The 22,257-nt window shown below is 39.7% G+C and carries 22 protein-coding genes; 11 read left to right on the top strand and 11 right to left on the bottom strand.

The features are described 5' to 3' along the window. Positions 1-20 precede the first annotated feature (20 nt). From cydX to HYG93_RS13660, 4 genes are all read left to right on the top strand, one after another. Positions 21-122 carry a cytochrome bd-I oxidase subunit CydX gene (gene cydX, locus HYG93_RS13675; RefSeq protein ID WP_004653762.1) on the top strand — a complete coding sequence of 34 codons (102 nt, stop codon included), beginning with the start codon at positions 21-23 and terminating at the stop codon, positions 120-122. A gap of 3 nt (positions 123-125) precedes the next feature. Beyond that, positions 126-428, top strand: coding sequence for a cyd operon YbgE family protein (locus HYG93_RS13670; RefSeq protein ID WP_106985015.1), 303 nt, complete (start codon positions 126-128; stop codon positions 426-428). A gap of 205 nt (positions 429-633) precedes the next feature. Beyond that, positions 634-1,122 carry a hypothetical protein gene (locus HYG93_RS13665; RefSeq protein WP_106985014.1) on the top strand — a complete coding sequence of 163 codons (489 nt, stop codon included), beginning with the start codon at positions 634-636 and terminating at the stop codon, positions 1,120-1,122. A gap of 26 nt (positions 1,123-1,148) precedes the next feature. Then, a complete protein-coding gene (locus HYG93_RS13660; RefSeq protein ID WP_117006748.1) occupies positions 1,149-2,000 on the top strand; it encodes a hypothetical protein in 852 nt (283 codons plus the stop codon). A gap of 307 nt (positions 2,001-2,307) precedes the next feature. Here the strand turns inward: HYG93_RS13660 and rodA are convergent, their stop codons facing one another. From rodA to HYG93_RS13630, 6 genes are all read right to left on the bottom strand, one after another. After that, positions 2,308-3,444 carry a rod shape-determining protein RodA gene (gene rodA / locus HYG93_RS13655; protein WP_106985012.1) on the bottom strand — a complete coding sequence of 379 codons (1,137 nt, stop codon included), beginning with the start codon at positions 3,442-3,444 and terminating at the stop codon, positions 2,308-2,310. Between the two features lie 87 nt (positions 3,445-3,531). Next, positions 3,532-4,266: a 2-C-methyl-D-erythritol 4-phosphate cytidylyltransferase gene (ispD, locus tag HYG93_RS13650; RefSeq protein WP_106985011.1), complete on the bottom strand. Its 735-nt coding sequence runs from the start codon at positions 4,264-4,266 to the stop codon at positions 3,532-3,534. Next, positions 4,226-4,621: a septum formation initiator family protein gene (locus HYG93_RS13645; protein ID WP_106985010.1), complete on the bottom strand. Its 396-nt coding sequence runs from the start codon at positions 4,619-4,621 to the stop codon at positions 4,226-4,228. Before HYG93_RS13645 ends, ispD begins: the two co-directional genes overlap by 41 nt. A 15-nt stretch (positions 4,622-4,636) precedes the next feature. Then, positions 4,637-5,926: a phosphopyruvate hydratase gene (gene eno / locus HYG93_RS13640; protein ID WP_106985009.1), complete on the bottom strand. Its 1,290-nt coding sequence runs from the start codon at positions 5,924-5,926 to the stop codon at positions 4,637-4,639. Positions 5,927-5,991: 65 nt separating this feature from the next. Continuing rightward, positions 5,992-6,849, bottom strand: a complete 858-nt coding sequence (kdsA, locus tag HYG93_RS13635; protein WP_086174228.1) for a 3-deoxy-8-phosphooctulonate synthase — start codon at positions 6,847-6,849, stop codon at positions 5,992-5,994. 31 nt (positions 6,850-6,880) lie between these two features. Continuing rightward, positions 6,881-8,521, bottom strand: coding sequence for a CTP synthase (locus HYG93_RS13630; protein ID WP_106985007.1), 1,641 nt, complete (start codon positions 8,519-8,521; stop codon positions 6,881-6,883). A 225-nt stretch (positions 8,522-8,746) separates the two neighbouring features. On the opposite strand from HYG93_RS13630, the gene HYG93_RS13625 reads away from it, so the two are divergent. Next, positions 8,747-9,169 (top strand): internalin, encoded by a 423-nt coding sequence (locus HYG93_RS13625; protein WP_120366040.1) that lies wholly within the window; start codon positions 8,747-8,749, stop codon positions 9,167-9,169. Positions 9,170-9,269: 100 nt separating this feature from the next. Here HYG93_RS13625 and HYG93_RS13620 read toward each other — a convergent pair whose 3' ends face one another. Further along, complete coding sequence (locus HYG93_RS13620; RefSeq protein WP_106985032.1) at positions 9,270-10,160, bottom strand: LysR family transcriptional regulator; 891 nt, start codon at positions 10,158-10,160, stop codon at positions 9,270-9,272. A gap of 110 nt (positions 10,161-10,270) precedes the next feature. Between HYG93_RS13620 and dkgB the strand changes: the two genes are divergently transcribed. Both dkgB and HYG93_RS13610 read left to right on the top strand, forming a co-directional pair. Next, positions 10,271-11,077 carry a 2,5-didehydrogluconate reductase DkgB gene (gene dkgB, locus HYG93_RS13615; RefSeq protein WP_202981936.1) on the top strand — a complete coding sequence of 269 codons (807 nt, stop codon included), beginning with the start codon at positions 10,271-10,273 and terminating at the stop codon, positions 11,075-11,077. A gap of 1 nt (position 11,078) precedes the next feature. Further along, a complete protein-coding gene (locus tag HYG93_RS13610; RefSeq protein WP_106985004.1) occupies positions 11,079-12,254 on the top strand; it encodes an MFS transporter in 1,176 nt (391 codons plus the stop codon). Between the two features lie 39 nt (positions 12,255-12,293). Here the strand turns inward: HYG93_RS13610 and HYG93_RS13605 are convergent, their stop codons facing one another. From HYG93_RS13605 to HYG93_RS13595, 3 genes are all read right to left on the bottom strand, one after another. Next, positions 12,294-13,385, bottom strand: coding sequence for a YheT family hydrolase (locus tag HYG93_RS13605; protein WP_106985003.1), 1,092 nt, complete (start codon positions 13,383-13,385; stop codon positions 12,294-12,296). A 187-nt stretch (positions 13,386-13,572) separates the two neighbouring features. Further along, positions 13,573-13,977 (bottom strand): nuclear transport factor 2 family protein, encoded by a 405-nt coding sequence (locus HYG93_RS13600; protein ID WP_106985002.1) that lies wholly within the window; start codon positions 13,975-13,977, stop codon positions 13,573-13,575. 122 nt (positions 13,978-14,099) lie between these two features. After that, positions 14,100-16,124, bottom strand: coding sequence for an NADPH-dependent 2,4-dienoyl-CoA reductase (locus tag HYG93_RS13595; protein WP_106985001.1), 2,025 nt, complete (start codon positions 16,122-16,124; stop codon positions 14,100-14,102). Positions 16,125-16,306: 182 nt separating this feature from the next. On the opposite strand from HYG93_RS13595, the gene HYG93_RS13590 reads away from it, so the two are divergent. The 3 genes from HYG93_RS13590 (at position 16,307) to HYG93_RS13580 (ending at position 19,073) form a co-directional block, all read left to right on the top strand. Then, positions 16,307-16,873: a PadR family transcriptional regulator gene (locus HYG93_RS13590; protein WP_106985000.1), complete on the top strand. Its 567-nt coding sequence runs from the start codon at positions 16,307-16,309 to the stop codon at positions 16,871-16,873. A gap of 145 nt (positions 16,874-17,018) precedes the next feature. After that, positions 17,019-18,023: an alpha/beta fold hydrolase gene (locus HYG93_RS13585; RefSeq protein ID WP_178962564.1), complete on the top strand. Its 1,005-nt coding sequence runs from the start codon at positions 17,019-17,021 to the stop codon at positions 18,021-18,023. Positions 18,024-18,173: 150 nt separating this feature from the next. Beyond that, the gene (locus tag HYG93_RS13580) at positions 18,174-19,073 is read left to right on the top strand and encodes a LysR substrate-binding domain-containing protein (RefSeq protein ID WP_120366039.1); all 900 of its coding nucleotides are present in this window, start codon (positions 18,174-18,176) and stop codon (positions 19,071-19,073) included. 340 nt (positions 19,074-19,413) lie between these two features. Here the strand turns inward: HYG93_RS13580 and map are convergent, their stop codons facing one another. Next, positions 19,414-20,208 (bottom strand): type I methionyl aminopeptidase, encoded by a 795-nt coding sequence (gene map / locus HYG93_RS13575; protein ID WP_106984997.1) that lies wholly within the window; start codon positions 20,206-20,208, stop codon positions 19,414-19,416. A gap of 359 nt (positions 20,209-20,567) precedes the next feature. On the opposite strand from map, the gene brnQ reads away from it, so the two are divergent. Continuing rightward, positions 20,568-21,860, top strand: a complete 1,293-nt coding sequence (gene brnQ / locus HYG93_RS13570) for a branched-chain amino acid transport system II carrier protein (protein WP_106984996.1) — start codon at positions 20,568-20,570, stop codon at positions 21,858-21,860. Positions 21,861-22,257: the final 397 nt, after the last annotated feature.

Raw genomic sequence — 22,257 nt, 5'->3', positions numbered from 1 at the left:
CTATGTATAGGAGAAAAATGATGTGGTACTTTGCTTGGATTCTCGGTGTGTTGATGGCATGTTTTGCAGGTGTACTTAGTGCCCTGTACATTGAACATCATCAAGATTTAGATGAGGAATAACACATGACCGATGTTGCTATAGAAAAACCAGTCGTAGAAAAAAAGCCGAATAAATTTGCAATGCTAATTTCCTGCCTTTTGGCTTTTCCTTTGGCAGCAGTCCTCCTTGTTCATCCAGCAGCTATGCTGGATGACAATGGTGGATATAGTCATCGTGCCCTTATGATGGTGATGATTGGCATTTCAGGTGGTTTTGTTCATGGCGTAGGCTTTGTTCCAAAGCATTGGTTTTGGAAATGGTTATTTAGTCCGTACATTGCTTGGCCACTAATGCTCTGGGGATACTATACCTGGTTCCTTGCCTGATTAAAAAAAGCCCTGATTGAAGGGCTTTTTTTATGTTTGTCTTAAAATTCTGATTTTTAAATTCAGATTAATAAAATAAAGCATTATAAATTTTTATTAAAAATTAAATATTTTCTAACATTTAATTATAAATTTTAGTACCCGCAAAGTTGCATCTCCGCTGCATGACCTTTAGCATGCTCTGCACCTGAATTGGAGTTATATAATGAAAATTAAAACCTTTTTAGCCGTAGCATGCATTATTGCCAGTACTTGCGCATCTGCTGAAGAAACAAAAAAAGGATGGCTGTCAAAAGCCATTGATAAATGGAATACCTTGGGGCAACTAACAGATAAGGATTTTGAACAGTATCCGACGGTGCAAGAGTTTTTCCAAGCCAAGTATAAAAATCCGCGCACCATCACCATGAATAACGTATCTTACGGTGCAGGTACTATTATGTGGGAACGCGCAAATACCTATTGCGCACGTGATGGCGGTGAATTTGTTCAAATTAAAAGCCATCCATCACCACTAATTCCCTATAAAGGCTCTGAGGTGCTATCTACGCCGAATCTGCAAAAATACTACGGCTTATTCCAGTGTAAAAATATCAAAAATAGCTGGAAAGTTTACTTTGACCATCAGAACGAACGTATTTTCCAGCACCCGTCTCCAAACACTGCTTCTGACGTGAGCTTCAATTTCGAATAATTGTTATATATAGAAAAAATCAAAATATGCAAAAAACATTATTGTTTCTTGCCGCGGCAGCCGGACTATCTGGTTGCCAAGTTACAGGGGAACGCGGCAGCCTCTACCAAAATGTACTGGGTGGCTTCGGGCCTAAAACTCAGCATATCCAACTCAATCCAGAACTGAACAGTTTTTCTCTGACAGTACCACTCTCGGCTTATAATGAATTGGATTTAAACAAAGGGCTAATCAGCAATGCTCCTTTCTTTAACCAGTTAAAACAAGACCGTTACTGGAGTGTACATCATATTTATGACGCGCAATTCCGTCGCCTAGCGCAAGACCGAGTAAAAATTAAAGTCTGCAATACAGTTAGTGCTGATCATCGGCGTAGTGCCAACGACTCCAGCTCCTGTGCAGATATACAAATGCGCGTCGCATACGACAAGTTGAGTGATGGCGTGCGCCTGACTTTCAAGCCTATTACGGCCGATATCAGTACAGAAGACTTCGGCTTCTTTATAAAAAATGCAGCACCAGAATTATTTAAAAATGCCGAGCAACTGAACACTGCAACCTTAATTAAAACATTCGGCTATGAAGATGCGCTGACTGTCAGCAGCAAACGTACGATTTCCAGTCTCCGCAATGTTCTAGTAAAAAATGGCTATACTATTACCACTCAGGATATTGCCAATGAAAAAATTTACTTAAGTTCATTTGAGCTTAAATCCGCTGACGCAAAGGTCTTTTCCATCCTAAACTGCCGCACCGCTGCTGCAAAAAATGGTTCCAGCACCAGCTGCAAATATGCCCTGTTCAGCCCCTATGCTATCAGTGACTATCGAATATACAACAAAGAAATAACGAGAAAAATCAATCAGCTGTTTAACTAACCACCAAAGTAAGCATGATGCCGGTTGTTTCATCCGCTTTTCCAGTGCCAGCATAGATACCAACAGATTATCTTACTGGCGCTTATAAGCGCTGGCTGGACATGCCCCTTAGCCTAAACAGCAGAAATAGCCACTGAGTAGCTGTTTTAAATCTCTACACCCAAGACATTAGATTAGCTTTTGCATCTGCACAGAAAAATTTGATTTAAGGACTGACGGATCTCTCCATACATTCAGCTATAGCACTTCCAACACATAAAAAAACCGGACACAATGTCCGGCTTTATCATTTCATTTACAATAATGCTTAGCGATGGGTGTGAATCGACATCACAATCCCCATTCCCGCAAGCATTGCAATAACAGCCGTACCACCATAACTCATGAGTGGTAAAGGGTCACCTGTAACAGGCAAAATACCACTCACCATACCAGAGTTTAAAAATACAAAGAAAAAGAAAGTAAGTCCTGTTGCACTGGCGTATAAACGCCCAAAATTATGAAAGCTATTCATCCCAATCATTAAGCAACGAATAATAATGGCAAAAAACAGACTAAATAATAAGAAAACACCAATAAAGCCAAACTCTTCTGCATAAGTCGACATAATAAAGTCAGTATGATGTTCAGGCAAATAACCTAAATGTGACTGCGTCCCTTCAGTAAAACCCTTACCTGTCATACCACCTGAACCAATCGCAATTTTAGACTGGATAATATTCCAACCCGCACCTAAAGCGTCTGATTCTGGGTCAAAAAGCGTTAAAATACGTTTCTTTTGATATTCCTGTAGCAGAAACATCCACAGCAGTGGTGCGGCAATAGCCAAAGCCCCCATTGCCCCTACAATTAATTTCCAAGACATCCCACTTAAAAATAAAATAAAAATACCCGGAATAATCAGACCAATATTTAAGTCTGGCTGTAAAGCCACAAGCACAAAAGGCACCATCATAATAATCAGCGCGATGATGATATGTACAAATTTAGGTGGAAATGCGCGATTGGAAAAATACCATGCCATCATCAGCGGCATCGCAAATTTCATCACTTCGCTGGGTTGCATACTACCTATTCCAGGAATGGTAATCCAACGTTTAGCACCAAGCCGAGTTTCACCTATAACAAACACTAGCATCAGCATAATTATGCCAAAAATATAAAAATACGGACTAATGGCTTGATAAACTTTCGGTGGCACTTGTGCACACAAAAACATTAAAGTAAAACCAACGGCAAAACTTGTTGCTTGACGTAGTACCATGCCAGTATTTTCAGCAGTTGCACTATAGACAACCATCAATCCAAGTATGGCATTTAGAACTAAAAAACATAATAACCACGGGTCTAAATGTAATTTAGCCCAACGCGAAGAATCGTGCTTTATGCTCATTCCATCTCGAGCGGAATGACGCAAAAAACGATACTGCTGTGAAGGGATCATTTTAAGATTAAGCGTTAAGTAGAATTCAGAAATTATAAGTGAAAGCCACAGCGAATATACCGCTGCAGCTAAAATAATTTTAAGATATTAAGTATTCAGCGCTGACTGTGAAGCCAAAATTAACTTCGCCAACTCTAAATCATCTGGATAGGTAATTTTAATGTTATCCGCACGGCCCTGTACAACTTGCACTGCCACACCAACATATTCAAGCGCACTGGCTTCATCTGTAATTTGCACATGATCTTGCAATGCCTGTTCAATGGCTTTTTTTAGTAACCCCAATGGCGCAATTTGCGGTGTTTGGGCTTGCCACAAATTTGTACGATCAACTGTTTTATTAATCTGCACGCCCTGCTCAACATGTTTGAGTGTATCACGCACAGGCACAGCTAAAATTGCACTACTGTTTTGCTCAATTGCAGTTGTCACTAATTTTTCCAAACATGCAGCAGATACACACGGACGCGCTGCATCATGTACAAACACCCAGTCTTCATCTGAGGCAATTGTAGATAAATATTGTAAGGCATTCAGTACCGAGTTTACTCGCTCAGCACCACCCAAACAAAAGTGTGCGCGCTCGGCATGCGAAAAAGAAAGTGTCTGCACAAAATCATCTTGCTCACCTACAGCCAGCACATAACCTTGTAAAGGCAGTTGATTTAAACGCTGAACAGTATGTTCTAATACGGTTTGATTTTGAATAACTTGGTATTGCTTTAATTCTGTTTTAGAAAATCGACTACCCGAACCCGCAGCAGGTATAACGGCCCACAACTTAAGGTTCTGTAGGCGGGAGCTCAGCGACGTCTGATTCATTGGTACGTAAATCTACTTTTTCATTTGGATCGATATAAATCGGTTTATATTGAGTACTAATTGTACTCATTTGAACAAATGTTTCGTGTGGCTTAACCAAGCCCAAGTCTAAGCGTGCATGCTCTTCAATGGCTTCAACACCATTTTTTAAATCGAAGACTTCTGCAGCCAAAACACGATTGCGTTCTTTGAGTTCATCATTCAGCTCAACTTGTTGCTGAATTTTTTGGGTGAGTTCTTGATGGTCTTTATAACCACCTTCACCAAACCAGTATAAATACTGAAACCCTGCGATCAAAATGATCGCAAGGCCCAATAGTACTTTACTCGCTTTGGAGTCGAATACATTTAACATAGAGAGCATGAGCGCTTAGTTCAAACCTTTGAACTCAGCTTTACCGCGATATGCAGCTTTAGTCAATTCTTCAATACGAAGTAATTGGTTATATTTTGCTACACGGTCAGAACGGCAAAGTGAACCAGTTTTGATTTGGCCCGCTGCTGTACCAACTGCAAGATCCGCAATTGTAGAATCTTCAGTTTCACCAGAACGGTGTGAAATTACAGTAGAGTAACCATTTGCTTTTGCAAGATAGATCGCATCTAAAGTTTCAGTCAATGTACCGATTTGGTTGTACTTGATCAGAATTGAGTTACCAACTTTTTCGTTGATACCACGTTGAAGAATCTTAGGATTCGTAACAAACAAGTCATCACCAACCAATTGGATTTTGTCGCCAAGGATCGAAGTTAGGTAAGACCAACCTTCCCAATCAGACTCGTCCAAACCATCTTCAATTGAGATGATTGGGTATTGTTTAGCAAAACCTGCAAGGTAGTCAGCAAATTGGTTGCTTGTGAATGCTTTATTGCCTTCACCTGCAAGGATGTATTGACCATCTTTGTAGAATTCTGAAGATGCACAGTCAAGCGCAAGCATAATGTCAGAACCAGCTTTGTAGCCAGTTTTTTCAATCGCTTCTAGAATAACTGTAATTGCTTCTTCGTTAGAACGAAGGTTAGGTGCGAAACCACCCTCATCACCCACTGCAGTATTTAAACCTTGTTTCTTTAAAACTGATTTTAAAGAATGGAAAATTTCTGCACCAGCACGTAAAGCTTCAGAGAATGAAGTGAAGCCTACTGGCTCAATCATAAATTCTTGAATGTCTACGTTGTTGTCTGCATGTGAACCACCGTTTAGGATGTTCATCATTGGAACAGGCATTGTTAAAATGCTATTATTACGAAGGTCTGCGATGTATTGGAAAAGTGGGATTTTCTTTTCGTCAGCAGCAGCACGCGCAGCAGCAAGAGAAACTGCCAAAGTTGCGTTAGCGCCTAATTTTTCTTTGTTTTCAGTACCGTCAAGCGCGATCATTGTGTTATCAATGTCTTTTTGTTCGAATACTGATTTACCCAACAATGCATCACGAATTACTGTGTTAACGTTGTTAACCGCAGTTTTAACGCCTTTACCTAAGTAACGAGCTTTGTCGCCGTCACGAAGTTCTAAAGCTTCACGAGAACCAGTTGAAGCACCAGATGGTGCACATGCACGGCCAACTACGCCAGATGCTAAGATAACGTCTGCTTCGATGGTTGGGTTACCACGAGAGTCCAAGATTTCACGTGCACGAATGTCAACGATTTGACTCATGAACAATTCCTCAGTTGATTAATAAAACGATGCGCCAATTAATGACGCATCAATGTTGAAAATTATTAGTGTGTATCAAGCTTCTGAAAACCTTTTACCAAGGTATCGAGCTCTTTTAACTGTGCTAAGAATGGCTCAAGTTGAGACATACGCAATGCGCACGGACCATCACATTTGGCTTTATCAGGATCAGGGTGACCTTCTAAGAACAAGCCTGCCAATCCTGTTGCCATACCAGCACGTGCTAGGGTCGTAATCTGCGCGCGACGTCCGCCTGCAGAATCTTCACGTCCACCCGGCGTTTGCAACGCATGTGTTACATCAAAGAACACTGGAACGTTCATCTGCTTCATCGTGTCAAAGCCCAGCATATCTACAACTAGGTTGTTGTAGCCAAATGCAGAACCGCGCTCACATAGAATCAGTTTATCGTTACCTGCTTCCAAGCACTTATTCATGATATGACGCATTTCATGTGGTGCAAGGAATTGAGCTTTTTTGATGTTGATAATGGCATCTGTTTTTGCCATTGCTTCAACAAGATCCGTTTGACGGCTTAAGAAAGCCGGCAATTGGATAATGTCTGCAACCTCTGCAACAGGTGCTGCTTGGTATGGCTCATGCACATCAGTGATGATAGGCACATTGAAATGTTTTTTAATGTCAGCCAACCACTCGATGCCTTTCTCTAGGCCTGGGCCACGGAAAGAATTTAAGCTTGAACGGTTTGCTTTATCAAAACTTGCCTTAAATACGTATGGAATATCTAAACGCTTACAGATATCTACGTATGTTTCAGCAATTTCAAAAGCAAGGTCTTTTGACTCAAGTACGTTCATGCCGCCGAATAGTACAAATGGCAAATGATTTGCCATTTGTATATCGCCTAAACGTACAATTTCTTGTGGTTTTAATTGTGACATTTAAACTTCCTAGTTTAGTCCTACAATGCCATTACTTGGTTTTTTGATACTGTTTTTTAGCAGCATCAATAAAGCCAGCAAATAATGGGTGACCATCACGTGGTGAGCTGGTAAATTCTGGGTGGAATTGTACCGCAACAAACCAAGGATGTGCAGGAATTTCAACAGTTTCTACTAAACGTTGTACTGGTGAATAACCAGAAATCTTCATGCCTTTTTCTTCAAGCACTGGGATATAACGGTTGTTCATTTCATAACGGTGACGGTGACGTTCGATGATTTCTTCAGAACCGTACACTTGAGCTGTTTTAGTACCTGCAACTAACTCTGATTTTTGAGCACCAAGACGCATTGTGCCACCAAGATCAGAATCAGCATTACGCTGTTGCACTTCACCACGTTCGTCTAACCATTCTGTAATCAAACCAATTAATGGTGATTTAGTAGAACGGTTAAATTCAGTTGAAGTTGCATCTGGAATACCCGCAACATTGCGCGCATATTCGATTACAGCCAACTGCATACCCAAACAAATACCTAGGAATGGCACGCCATTTTCACGAGCGAATTTAATCGCTTGCATTTTACCTTCAGTACCGCGCTCACCAAAACCACCTGGTACTAAGATTGCATCAGCATCTTTTAATACTTCTGCAACATCTTGGCTTTCAAGCTCTTCAGCATTGACATAATCAATCTGAACTTTCACACGGTTTTGAATACCCGCATGTAAAAGTGCTTCGTTTACAGATTTATACGCATCAGGAAGTTCAACATACTTACCAACCATAGCAACACGTACTGTGTATTCTGGGTTAAGCAATGCTTCTACCACATTGTCCCAATCTGTTAAGTCAGCTTCAGGAAGATCGTTATAACCAAAACGTTCACAGATTAAATCATCAACATTTTGTTCATAGAACGTACGTGGAATTTGGTAAATGCTGCGTGCATCTTTACATACAACAACTGCACGTGCTTCTACGTTTGTGAACAGTGCAATTTTGCGTGTTGTATCTGCATCAACATCGTGTTCAGTACGACAAATTAAGATGTCTGGTTGAATACCAATTGATAACAACTCTTTTACAGAGTGTTGTGTCGGTTTAGTCTTTAACTCTGCTGCTGACTTAATGTATGGGAGTAACGTTAAGTGCATAAGCATCGTGCGTTTATGACCAAGCTCAACCATTAACTGACGTACAGATTCCATGAATGGGAGAGATTCGATGTCACCTACTGTACCGCCGATCTCAACGATCGCAACGTCATAGCCTTCGCCTGCGCGAAGTACACGTTCTTTAATATTATCAGTAATGTGTGGAATAACTTGAACTGTACCACCTAGGTAATCACCACGGCGTTCTTTGTTAAGAACATCTTGGTAAACACGACCTGAAGTGAAGTTATTCAGTTTGGTCATTTTCGCACGACGTAGGAAACGTTCGTAGTAACCCAAGTCTAAGTCAGTTTCAGCACCGTCTTCAGTTACGAAAACTTCACCATGTTGGAATGGGCTCATTGTCCCTGGATCGACATTAATGTATGGATCCATTTTTACCATGGTCACTTTTAAACCACGAGCTTCTAAAAGTGCAGCAACAGAAGCAGCTGAAATACCTTTACCTAGTGATGAAACTACACCACCAGTAACGAAAATAAAATGGGTCATTGGGTTTCTCGTACAATCGAGCCTAAATCGGCCTGCAATGTTGCGCAATTTTACTTTACTCTGTACCTATAAAGCAAAGTCAATCCGCATCAATTATTAGAACAATAAACAATTGGCTATTGTATCAGCATTTCCGATAAAAAATTAGTGTAAGTTCATAGGATTTCTATCTTGTGAATTGCTGTTATAATGACAACATCCCTTTCACACCCTATTTTTTGCATTATGAATAAAAAATTTTTGATCTGTGGTGCACTTGCAGCTGGCCTACTCTTAACTGCATGTGTGAAAAAAGAAGCACCAAAGGAAGATGAGCAAGAACACGTTGAAACTGCAGCATCTGAAGCAGCGCCAGCAGAATTTCAAAAGTTAGACGCAACTGACGAACAAGAAATTCCACCAACGCCTCCACATACTGAAGTTATTCGTGAAGAAACGCCTAACACCGTTACTGAAGTTCGTCGTGAATTAGCACCAGTTGCTGAGGCACCAAAACCAGCGCCAGCTCCAGTTCAAAAAGCTGAAGCGCCACGTGCAGAAGACAAGCCAACACAAGCTGTTGCACCTAAAAATACAAGTGCAAGCCAATCTGAAGATGATGCTGTCGCTGCTGCAATTGCCGCTGCAACTCCAGCTTTAGACAACTAATTGTTTATTCTCTAAACAATTCAATAAAAAGCCCAGTTTTGACTGGGCTTTTTATTGCTTGTACATAAATATATATCTGTAGCAAATGACTTACTTTTGCTCACAATCGCTCTTGTAGTTTTTCAGCTAAATACTCAATAAATAAACGAACACGTTTGGGTAAATGCTCTTGTTGATAATATACGGCATGAATCAGCTGTTCATGCGGTTCGATTTGATCATCTAAAAGTTGTACCAAGCGCCCTTCAGCAATATCTTTTTCTAACATAAAAATCGAAAGACAGGCGATGCCCATGCCATGAATTGCAAGCTCGCGTATCGTTTCACCGTTTGATGCCTTAATGTTTGGTCGAATCGTTAGTGGTTTTCCACCGACTTGGATCGGCCACGTATTCATGTGTGTAATTTGACTAAAACCAAGCAAAGCATGTGCTGAAAGCTCCTCCGCATTTTTCGGATGCCCATGCTGCTGAAGATAGTCAGGACTCGCCACCAAACACAATCGACTCTTATATATAAATTTTGCATGTAAACTTGAGTCGTTTAATTTTCCAAAGCGAATCGCGACATCCGCTTTATGCTCTAATAAGTCAATCACTTGATCATGATTCACCAATTCAATCTGTATATGCGGATAACGTGCATTAAATTCAGGAATTAAAGGCACAATGACATGCAGTATAAAAGAAATTGCAGAATCGACTCGTACAAGACCAGAAGTATCGGCATCTAATTTCAGCAGGGAATCTTCCGCCTCGGTCAAATCATTCAGTATTCGTCGGGTTTTAGCTAAAAATAATTGCCCTTCTTGCGTCAGTTTAATTTTGCGGGTTGTTCGTTCCAACAGTGTTACATTTAATTTAGATTCCAAACGCTGTAATGCACGGCTTATGCCAGATGCTGTTTGATCCAGCCTTTCTGCTGCTTTCACAATAGAGCCACTATCTACAATAACAGTAAAAACCTGTAGCTCTTCAATGGTTGATTTCATTGCATATTCGAATTCGTGATTTTTAATCAATAATATATTCCAAACTCATGCATTTTTCTTCACTAAAATAGGCAGCACAATACCATCAATTCAAAAAAAGAGAATTTCTGATGATTGTTCCTCAAATGGGTGTTGGCACATTCCGCCTAGGCGGTCAAACCGTTATAGACTCGATTAAAAATGCACTAAATGCAGGATATCGAGCAATTGATACGGCGCAGATTTACGGCAATGAAGCTGAAGTAGGACAAGCAATCCACGAAAGTCATGTGAATAGCGCGGATATTTTCTTAACTACTAAAATTTGGACTGAAAATTATGCTGCAGATAGACTGATACCCAGCTTAAAAGAAAGTTTAATCAAATTAAGGACTGATGCTGTCAATCTCACACTTATTCATTGGCCAGCACCCGCGCTAGGCGTTGATATTCCTGAATTAATGGAACATTTACTTGAGGCGAAAAAACAAGGATTGACTGAGCATATTGGTATATCCAATTTTAATATTGAGCTCACTCAACAAGCCATTGATCACATCGGACTGGAAAATATTGCAACCAATCAAATTGAACTGAGTCCATATTTACAAAATCAAAACTTAGTTAATTATCTACAGGCGAACAAGATAGATGTCACCTCCTATATGACTTTGGCCTATGGCAAAGTTTTGCAAGATCCAATCCTTTTAAACATTGCAGCAGAACACCAAACTACTTCAGCTCAAATTGCGCTGGCTTGGGCATTACAAAAAGGCTATGCCGTTATTCCATCATCAACCAAACCTGAACATTTAATCAGTAATTTAAAAGCTCAAGACATTCATTTAACACCAGCACAGATGCAAGCCATTGCAACACTTGACAGAAATGCACGTGAAGTGAATCCACCTGAACTTGCTCCAGTTTGGGATATATAATATGAAATTAAATTTTCCCTTAATTGCCTTAGCCGTGGGTGCTTTTGCAATAGGTACAACAGAATTTTCACCCATGGGTTTTCTGCCTGAAATTGCAACAGATCTATCGGTGTCTATTCCTCAAGCAGGTTTACTGATTAGTGCCTATGCCGTTGGTGTCATGATTGGTGCTCCATTAATGACATTATGGTTAGCACGTTTTCCAAAACGTACTGCCCTTATTTTATTGATGGCAATCTTTACGGTCGGCAATATTTTGGCAACGATTGCACCTAACTATCTCGGTTTAATGGCTGCACGCTTAGTCACCAGCTTAAATCATGGTGCATTTTTTGGCTTAGGTTCTGTGGTTGCAGCAAGCGTTGTACCCAAAGACAAACAAGCCAGTGCGGTTGCCATGATGTTTATGGGCTTGACCATTGCCAATATTGGCGGTGTGCCCCTCGCAACGTGGGTGGGGCAAAATATCGGTTGGCGTATGTCTTTTGCCGCTATTACCTTACTGGGCATCATCACCATGTTGGCATTATGGAAAGCACTACCCCATCAGCAACAGACCAAAAGACCTGATGTACGAGCAGAATTGAAAGTATTGACACGCATGCCTGTTGTTTTAGCACTGCTGACCACAGTCATGAGTGCTGGAGCTATGTTCGCGCTCTATACCTATATCGCACCAAGCTTAAAAGTCTTTACCCATGCAAGTCCTGAGCTTATCACTTTCATGTTGGTTTTAATCGGGATCGGATTTTCAATCGGCAACCATTTCGGTGGTAAGTTTGCAGATCAATCCTTAGATAAGACCTTGATTGGCTTTTTAGTCTTACTGATGCTGATGATGCTGTTATTTCCAATTTTAGCTACAACCACCATTGGCGCGGCGATTGCATTAATCATCTGGGGAGCAGCCGCCTTTGCAGTCGTGCCACCTTTACAAATGCGTGTTATGACAGTCGCTCACGATGCCCCTGGCCTTGCTTCTTCAGTGAATATTGGTGCATTTAATCTTGGAAATGCATTGGGTGCGGTCGCAGGTGCCGCAGTGCTAAATCTAAACTTAAGCTATGCTGCAGTATCTTATGCGGGCGCTACACTGAGTGCTCTAGCGTTAATTTTAGTATTGATTCAAATGAAGCTTAAACCTCAAACATCTGTATGTTGCGCACAAGCTGAGTAACATACAAAAATAGCCTATCAACAATAGGCTATTTTGTTTCTAGTTCGCATATAACTTTAAAAAATCAGCCATCAATTTGGTTGCCCACGAATGGGTGTCGACTAAACCTTCATAATAACCACAGTGACTGCCTTTTTTGGTGGTCACCACCACAACATTCGGCATATTTTCAATCACTGCCTTATAGGGTTCTAAATTCTTAATGTGGCAGACAGGGTCGTCTTCTGCGTTCAAAATCATCAATGGAATTTTGACATTATCAAATACATAAATTGGGTTGGTGGATTTGGCGTAAGTTTCATAATCGGCAAAACCTGCCATTTGAAAATAAGCACGTTCAAACTGTGCCAGATTTTTACTTTTCAATACATCAATTAAAGATGGTGTTGCTGACCATGTTGCAGAATAGGGTTCTACAAACTTCTGAAAGAGCTTCTTGGTCATCATTTTACTGTAAAAAGGATGAACATTTTTAAAGCCAAGCTCAGTGTCATAGCCCGGACATAAAGCAAATGCAGCTTTAAATGGTGTTTCCTCCCCTTGTTCGCCTAAATAGCGGACCAATAACCCAGTTCCTGCAGATGAACCTACGCCAAACAAATTCGATTCTGGAAATTTCTGCTGAATAAAGGCAATCTGTTCACGTAAGTCATCTGTTGAACCAAATAAGTTTATTTTGGCAACAGGCATAGGTAAATTGGCATGACCGCGCCTTAAACACAGTGCAATGCGCCAACCAGTATATAGATTAAGATCTCTCACCACTTCTCGCATACTTTCAGGCGTTCCCGTAATCGTATGCATGAGCACCACGGTTGGTACATTTGCAGGCAAATCTAAGCCCAACCATGCAATGGCTGTGATTCCACCATCAGCCATGGTCAGCTGCTCTATGGCATCATATTTAAGCTTCACTTGACGCTTTTTAATGACATCAAAATACAGTAAATGTGCGTGGGTATTCGAAAGCCAAGGCGTAGGACGATATTTTTCATGTAGTTGCTTTAACTTCGGTAGCACATGTTTCATTTGTCCTTCAGGATGATAATAAAGCTGTGGTAATTCTGCACCGATGGCATGATCTACAAAATTTAAAAGAGCCTGACGCCCTTTATGAATCACATTATTCATTGACCTTACCTTCACCTCGCTTCGCACTACAGCAAATCATTTCAATCTTTTCACTTTGACAAACAAAGCCCATTAAAAAACGTATCTCGCTAGCAATATTTGTTTACTAAAGCTACATAAGCAAAAGCATGACGATATCCATCATGCTTTTTATTATTCTGAGATGGGCATTTAAAAAACAGCAGATTTAAGGCTGAAATTTCGCAATGCGCTCACCCATTTGCGCTGCCAAAGCTTCCAATCCACTTTTCGGACGGAGCATGACTTCAAAATCAATCATCTGTCCTTGTTCATTAAACTGAATCATGTCGATCCCTTTTAACTTTTTCTCGCCAACATTAGCAGAAAACTCAAGCACCACATTTAAACCATCTTCTGAGTAAAACTCACGGTGATAGGTAAAATTTTCAAAAATTTGAATCACATTGGTCAAAATAAAAGTCACCACAGGCTTACCCGGATATGGGTTAAACGCGACAGGTGAACGAAACACCACATCCTCTGCCAAGAGTTCATTTAAAATATTCATATCCCGTGTGTCGAGCATTTCGTGCCAACGTGCAACAGATTTTTTTGTTGTTTCAATGGCCATTTTTGTGTCCTTTTTTTATTGATGAATCATTTCCCTCTCCTCAATCCTCCCCCAAAGGGAGAGGACGTCCCACAACTGCACATCTACTTGAATATAGTCATCATGGTTTAGTATGAGGTTGATTAAATCACCGCTGCCAAGTCAGCACCTTGACGAATTGCACGTTTAGCATCTAGCTCTCCTGCTTCTTTCGCACCACCAATTAAATGTACAGATTTACCCGCAGTTTTTAATTGCTCATACATTGCTGTAAAAGGCTCTTGACCTGCACAAATAATGACATTGTCAACATCAAGTACAGCAGGCTGATCATTGACTACAATATGTAATCCTTGATCATCAATTTTTTCATAGCTTGCGCCACCGATCATTTTTACATTGCGGTGCTTTAAGCCTGTACGATGAATCCAGCCGGTCGTTTTACCTAGACCGCCGCCCACTGAACTTGCCTTACGTTGTAATAGGTAAATTTCACGTTTAGGTTGCTCTACTTGCGGTGCTTTTAAACCACCTACATGCGCATAGGTCGTATCAATACCCCACTCATCGTAAAATTTTTCTGGGTTAAGGCTACCGCTTTCCCCTTCATGACTTAAAAATTCAGCCGTATCAAAACCAATACCACCTGCACCAATAATTGCAACGCGTTGTCCTACAGCTTTACGGTCTTTTAATACATCTAAATAACTCAGTACTTTTGCATGCTCAATACCATCAATCTGCAGTTCACGTGGTGTAACCCCCGTAGCAATTACGATGTCATCAAAATCACCTGCTTCAAGCTCTTCAAATGTCGCTTTGTGATTAAGTTTTAATTCTATGTTGGGTGCGAGTTCAATTTTACGTTTGAAATAACGTAGTGTTTCGTAAAACTCTTCTTTACCCGGAATGGTTTTAGCAATATTAAACTGACCACCAATTTGATTCGCCGCCTCAAATACGGTTACTTGATGACCTCGTTCTGCCGCATAGGTTGCAAAGCTTAAACCAGCAGGGCCTGCACCAACGACGGCAAGCTTTTTCACTTGTGAAGTCGACTTAAACAGCAATTCTGTTTCATGGCATGCACGTGGATTCACTAAACACGATGCAATTTTCATTGAGAAAATATGATCTAGGCAGGCTTGGTTACAACCAATACAGGTATTGATTTCATCACTACGACCCTCAGATGCTTTTTCTACAAAAAATGCATCTGCCAACATTGGACGTGCCATAGAAATCATATCTGCATGACCAGAAGCCAATACATGCTCAGCCATTTCTGGGGTATTAATACGGTTAGACGTTATTAATGGGACTTTGACTTGGCCTTTTAATTTTTCAGTGACCCAAGTAAAAGCAGCGCGTGGTACTTTGGTGGCAATTGTAGGAATTCGAGCCTCATGCCAACCAATGCCTGTGTTAATAATCGTCGCGCCAGCTTGCTCGATTGCTTTTGCCAGTTGCACAACTTCTTCAAATGTCGAACCATCCTCAACCAAATCAAGCATTGATAAACGATAGATGATGATAAAGTTTTCACCAACCGCTTCACGTGTACGGCGTACAATTTCTAAAGGAAAACGAATACGATTTTCATAGCTACCACCCCATTCATCATCACGATGGTTGGTACGTTTAGCAATAAATTCGTTAATCAAATACCCCTCAGAGCCCATAATCTCTACGCCGTCATAGCCAGCATATTGTGCAAGGCTAGCGCAGTTTACAAAGTCCGCAATCGTTTGACTGACTTCTGCAGAACTAAGCGCATGTGGTTTTACTGGATTAATTGGGGCTTGAATAGCCGATGGCGCAACATTGTCTGCCTGATATGAATAACGGCCTGTATGTAATATTTGTAAAGCAATTTTACCACCAGCCTCATGAACGGCTTGAGTTACAACTTTATGTTTATCTGCTTCTTCTTTGCTATCGAGCTTATTTCCACCAGCAAAAGTTAGACCTGCTTCATTGGGTGCAATACCACCAGTGACAATCAGCCCAACACCACCTTGTGCACGTTCTGCATAAAATGCAGCCATACGCTCATAGCCACCTGGGGCTTCCTCCAAACCAACATGCATAGATCCCATGAGGACTCGGTTTTTTAATGTAGTAAAGCCCAAATCCAATGGTGCCAATAAATGTGGGTAGTTAGACATAATCTCTCCTTAGCGTGCTTATTTGTGCTGGCTATGTTTATTCAAACTCCAGATTGAGCATGTAGTTAGCTGCCCGAATCTGTGGTTTATGCAACTTATTGCATATATTTATATTCGAGATTTGTTTTTTATGCAACTTGTTGCATAATAAAGTTGTTAAAAATTTTAATGCGGTCCCAACTATGTCTTTAGCTCATGTTTTGCTAACCAGTCTGATTGAAAAACCAAGTACAGGGATAAATTTGGCACGTCGCTTTGACCGTTCTATGGGATTCTTTTGGAATTCGACCCATCAGCAGATATATCGTGAATTAAATGTCATGATGCAAAAAGGCTGGATCTCGACTTTAGAAGATGATGACCACAGTCGTAAAAAAACCTATCAAGTTGAACTACTTGGTCGTGCTGAGTTGGCTGACTGGATGGTCAAACAAAGCCCACCAGGCCAATTGCGAGAAGACCTTATGGTACGCTTACGTGCCGAAGCACAATTTGGTGGCAATACCATGTTGCCCGAATTAGAACGCCACTTGCAGTTACATCAAGAAAATTTAAAATTATACGAAAGTATCTTTGCGAAGGATTTTCCAAACACAGTGCCTCATGACCGTAAATTATTTATTCATAAAATGATTTTACAGCTTGGTATTGATTTAGAGCGAGGCTGGATTCGTTGGCTGGAAGATTTAATTCCTGCTTTAAAGGCCTTTGATGCAACAGCAGATACAGAAAAAAAACATGATGTTTAAATAAAGTGGCTTAGACTGCCATGGCATCTATACTGTACCCACTACTAAAAACATGATTTGAGTTGGATGAATATTAAGCAAATCTTATAGGATCTCTTTGTACCATTCAAATGTGCCAAGATAAATAAAATAAAAAGGAAAAAATATGCCCTATTATCACATGCCAGATGGAGAACAGCTGTTTGTAAGACGCTATGGCCAAGGTGAACCTGTATTGGTGTTATCAGGCTTAGGCATACAAAGTTGGCAATGGCATCCTTTTTTATATCCACACCACAAGAAATTTGAATTTATTATTCCAGATTGGCGTGGTTTTGGTGGCTCTAAACAATGCAAAATTCCTCATTTAGATGCCATTAGTAGTCATTGGCGAGATATTGAAGCATTGCTTCCACAGCTTAATCTGCCTCAGTTTAAAGTAATTGCCTATTCTATGGGTGCAACAACAGCCATGCATGGCATGCAATATGGTCAATTCCACCGCTCTATTCAGCAATATTTACATATTGATCAAACACCCAAAATAAGTGCTGATCAAAGTTGGCCTTTTGGATTATTTGGCGAAAAACATACACAGTTTATCGAAATTTTACAGCAAATCTCACAGGTGCTTAAAGCAAACCCTGATGCCAAAGCCATGCCTGATTTAAAGAGTGCAGACCGTCAACGCCTATTAAACAGTTGGTTAGCATTTATAGATTTACAAGCTGGTAGCAAAGATGCCAAAGCCATGCCTGATTTAAAGAGTGCAGACCGTCAACGCCTATTAAACAGTTGGTTAGCATTTATAGATTTACAAGCTGGTAGCAAAATTGCACCCTTTTTAATTAAGCAAGCCCTGAAATATCCACGCTTGCAAGCACACGTATTACCCATACAACGCTTAGATTATTTGTCTTGGTATATACATAATTATCTTGAGCATCAAGAAGATTACCGAGAAGCACTGACACAACTCACGTGCCCTGTGACTTTTTTTATTGGTGCCGAATCAAAGCTCTACCCAGCCGAAGGTCAACAGCAAATTGCAAACACCATACCGCAAGCACAACAAGTCATTTTTAAAAAATCCGGGCATACACCGCTCTTAAGTGAACCTCTAAAATTTGCCTCTGAAATTGGGCGGTTTTTACATGCGCATGATGCTTAGCCTAATCCATTATTTACCTAATCAACATATTTACAGCATAAGAAATAAAGCTGAGATAAGCTCTTTGTAAACTTTGCCAAAATGCAATTGACTTTTTTTGCAACGATCATTTTTAATAGTCTAAATTGTTGCATAAATGGAAATATATAAATGCTGAGTGATTTGGATGATTTTTATTGTTTTGCCCAAGTGGTCGAACATGGCGGTTTTAGTGCAGCAGAACGTGCCACAGATATTCCAAAATCTAAACTCAGTCGACGTGTATACAACCTTGAAGAACGCTTAGGGGTTCGACTGATTCAACGTAGCTCACGCCATTTTGCAGTGACTGATATTGGCATGAACATATATCGTCATGCCCAAGTCATGATGAATGCAGCACAAGCCGCCCATGACTTAGTTGATCATTTAAGTACAGAACCACGTGGTGTCATTAAGTTAAGTACCCCTATTTCCATTGCACAAAATGAAATCGCGCGCATATTACCCAAATTTTTAAAAAAATATCCTGAAATTAAAGTTCAAATGATTGTGACAAACCGTCGGGTGGATATTATTAATGAAGGTTTTGATTTGGCCTTACGCGTACGCGATAACTTAGACGATGATCCTAACTTGGTCTTACGTAAATTTGAAACCATTGAGCAACATCTCTTTGCCAGCCAAGCTTATTTAAATGAACACGGCAACTTAAAACACCCAAGCGAATTATCACAACATCATATTTTAAGTATGTCAGATGAGCATTTGGATCAAAATATTGTGCTCCACAATGAAGAAAACCAACAAATTAAAATTCGGGTTAATCCGACAGTATTAGGCTCAGATCTCAGTATGTTGGCCGAGCTTGCTCGACAAGATTGTGGTATTGCTTTATTGCCTGACAGTGTTGTAAAAACACATTTAAACTCGGGTGCATTGGTACGAGTACTGCCTACTTGGAAAGCGCCACACGGTACATTTCATGTAGTTTACCCTTCACGTAGAGGCTTATTACCAGCTGTGCGTGTATTTATTGATTATTTAGTTGCTCAACTTAGCAAACACTAATCATCACTATATATGAATAAATTACTCGGGTACTTTATTTACTTTGTAGCAAGCATTGATAAAGTTCAGCACAAAAAAAAGCTTACCCTATGTGTAGGGTAAGCTTGAAATCAGAAACTACAGCTAATTTCTTAAAACAATAATAGACCAAAATACACACAACAATAAATCCTTTTTAACACTAAAAAAGACTTGGAACGAAACTGATCTCTTTGTTTTTAAATTAATTTTTTAAAAAAATTTATCGCTAATATCTATTAAAGTAGTATTTCAGTATAAATTTTAGACTAAAGTCTAAAATTTATACATAACTGCCACTATTGTTAAGCCTATGAGATACTTAGATTTCTGGATATGTTCCATAACCTTCAGGCCATGGAGACAACAATTCAAATCCATCATCAGTTACTGCAACCATGTGTTCCCACTGTGCAGACAATGATTTATCTGCCGTCACCACACCCCAGCCATCTTTAAGCTCTTTGGTTCTGGCTTTACCGGCATTAATCATAGGTTCAATCGTAAACACCATGCCTGTTTTAAGCACTACACCTTGGCCTTGCTGACCATAATGCAACACACTTGGTTGCTCATGGTAAACCTTACCAATACCATGACCGCAATACTCACGCACAACAGAATAACCTTCACGGTGTGCAACAGATTGAATGGCATAACCTACGTCGCCCAATGTTGCACCAGCTTTAACAGCATGAATACCCGCAACCATCGCTTCGTATGTCGTTTCGACCAAGCGTTTTGCTTCAGGTTTAATTTGACCTACATAGTACATTCGGCTGGTGTCACCAAAATAGCCATCTTTAATAATCGCAACATCAATATTAATAATATCGCCGTCTTTTAAGATCGTTTCAGCAGATGGAATACCATGACACACCATTTCATTTGGAGAAATACAGGTTGTTTTGGTATAGCCATAATAGCCAACATTGGCAGGAATAACCTTTAAAGTATTCACAATGAAATCGTTACACAGGTCATCTAAATACTCTGTTGTTACGCCTGGCTTCACATGCTCCCCAATCATTGCTAAAACTTGCGCAGCTAAACGTCCTGAAATACGTAATTTTTCTAAATCCTGCTCGGTTTTAATCGTGATACTGGAAGCTTTCATTACATCATCCTCAAATTCGATACAATAGAGTATAGACCTTTTTACAGCATTTTGTTTTTAATACATGGTTTTGAACTGTCAATCCATAGTAAGTAACGCTAAAATTGCCTGTTTTATAAACAAAAAATACATAGGGCATTAATTTTTTTTAAACAATATTCAAGTCTGCTTAATTTCTCTTATTTTTAAATATATTTCACGCAATCAAACGGATAAATTAAACAACATTTGATCTTTCAATATATTAATATTGGATATTATAAAAAATATTCATCAATAAAATAAAATATTTTGCAAATCAAATTTTACCTGCTTTAAAATTACCGACTTCTATTGGTTAGCCCATCTCCCTTTTACTTATGACAAATCTCCGTACTAGAGATATTGTTGCCTTAGGTTTTATGACCTTTGCCCTATTTATTGGCGCTGGTAACATTATCTTTCCACCGATTGTGGCACAGCAAGCCGGTGAACATGTATGGTTAGCCGCTTTTGGTTTTTTAATCACAGCCGTTGGCCTACCTGTAATCACTATTATTGCTTTATCTCGTGTAAATGGTTCGATTCAAATTTTAAGTTCTCCCCTAGGTAAAGCAGCCAGTATTTTACTGACTGTTGTTTGTTACTTAGCAGTAGGGCCTTTATTTGCAACACCACGTACTGCAACTGTTTCTTATGAAATTGGTTTCTCCGCTTACTTTGGCAACTCTTCAAATACTTTGATGATTTATAGCATCATTTATTTTGCTTTAGTGACCATTGTTTCTTTGTATCCAAATAAAATTTTGGACACTGTGGGCTATTTCCTTTCACCGCTTAAAATTTTAGGTTTAGTGGTTTTAGGTGTTTCTGCATTCTTTATTCCAGCTGGCATCATCCCGCCTGCGGTAGGTAACTATGTAGCAAGCCCTGTATCTGAAGGGATTGTGAATGGTTATTTAACCATGGACACTTTAGGTGCTTTAGTTTTTGGTATTGTCATTGTTAAAGCCATCACGTCACGCGGTGTGTCGGATAGCAAACTGATTACCAAATATGCCGTTATTGCTAGCATTATCTCAGGTATTGGTCTAACACTCGTCTACATTAGCTTATTTAAATTAGGCATGAGTAGCCATGATATCGCTCCAAATGCAACAAATGGTGCAGTGATCCTGCATGCATACGTTCAACACGCTTTTGGTGATATGGGTGCTTATTTCCTTTCTGCAATGATCTTTATTGCATGTATGGTAACTGCTATTGGCCTAACTTGTGCATGTGCTGAATATTTCTCAGAATTAACTAAAATTCCATACAAAGTATTTGTATTAATTTTGATTGGCTTCTCATTAGTCATTTCAAACTTAGGTTTAACTAAATTAATTGCGGTGTCTGTACCAGTATTAAGTGCAATTTACCCACCTGCAATTGCCGTTATTTTATTAAGTTTCTGTGGTAAATTTTTCAACAATCCTTCTCGAATTATTGCACCTGTAACTGGCGTAGCATTCTTATTTGGTATTGTTGATGGTATTAAAGTTGCTGGCTTCTCAGAACAACTACCTGCTTTTCTACAAAATCTACCTTTAAATGAACAGAATCTTGCATGGCTAATCCCATCAGTCATTGTTCTTATCATTGCATTTGTGATTGATAAAGTAAAAAACTAAGCTTTCTTACTTTAATGGAATAAAATCAAATTTTTACCCAAAATTAGATTTTAACAATGACCTATAAATGTCATATTTTATCCAAATATGCTTTTATTCGTCTTCCCATACACTTCTGCAATGTTATCTTTGACTCAGGCTTATCTAGCATCATTTCTATTCTTCATGCTGTGATGCACCAACTGACTAATGCATCAAACCAAACTTATTGATAACGAAACACCACGAATAACGACACTTTAGTACAACATAAGCCGAACAAAAACGCGTACTTATTTATTTTTAGCTTTGATACACTGCCTGACTTTCTTCATTCAGTATTTTATTTCAAGTTTAAGTGATCTCTTAATCCATTCAATCTACGACCTACAAAACTGGTCCATATTTTGCTTTATTA

Origin of the sequence: Acinetobacter sp. SwsAc6 (genome assembly GCF_013391565.1) — a bacterium.
In the GTDB taxonomy this organism is placed as follows: Bacteria; Pseudomonadota; Gammaproteobacteria; order Pseudomonadales; family Moraxellaceae; genus Acinetobacter; species Acinetobacter cumulans.
This window is presented reverse-complemented; position numbering and strand designations above follow the sequence as displayed.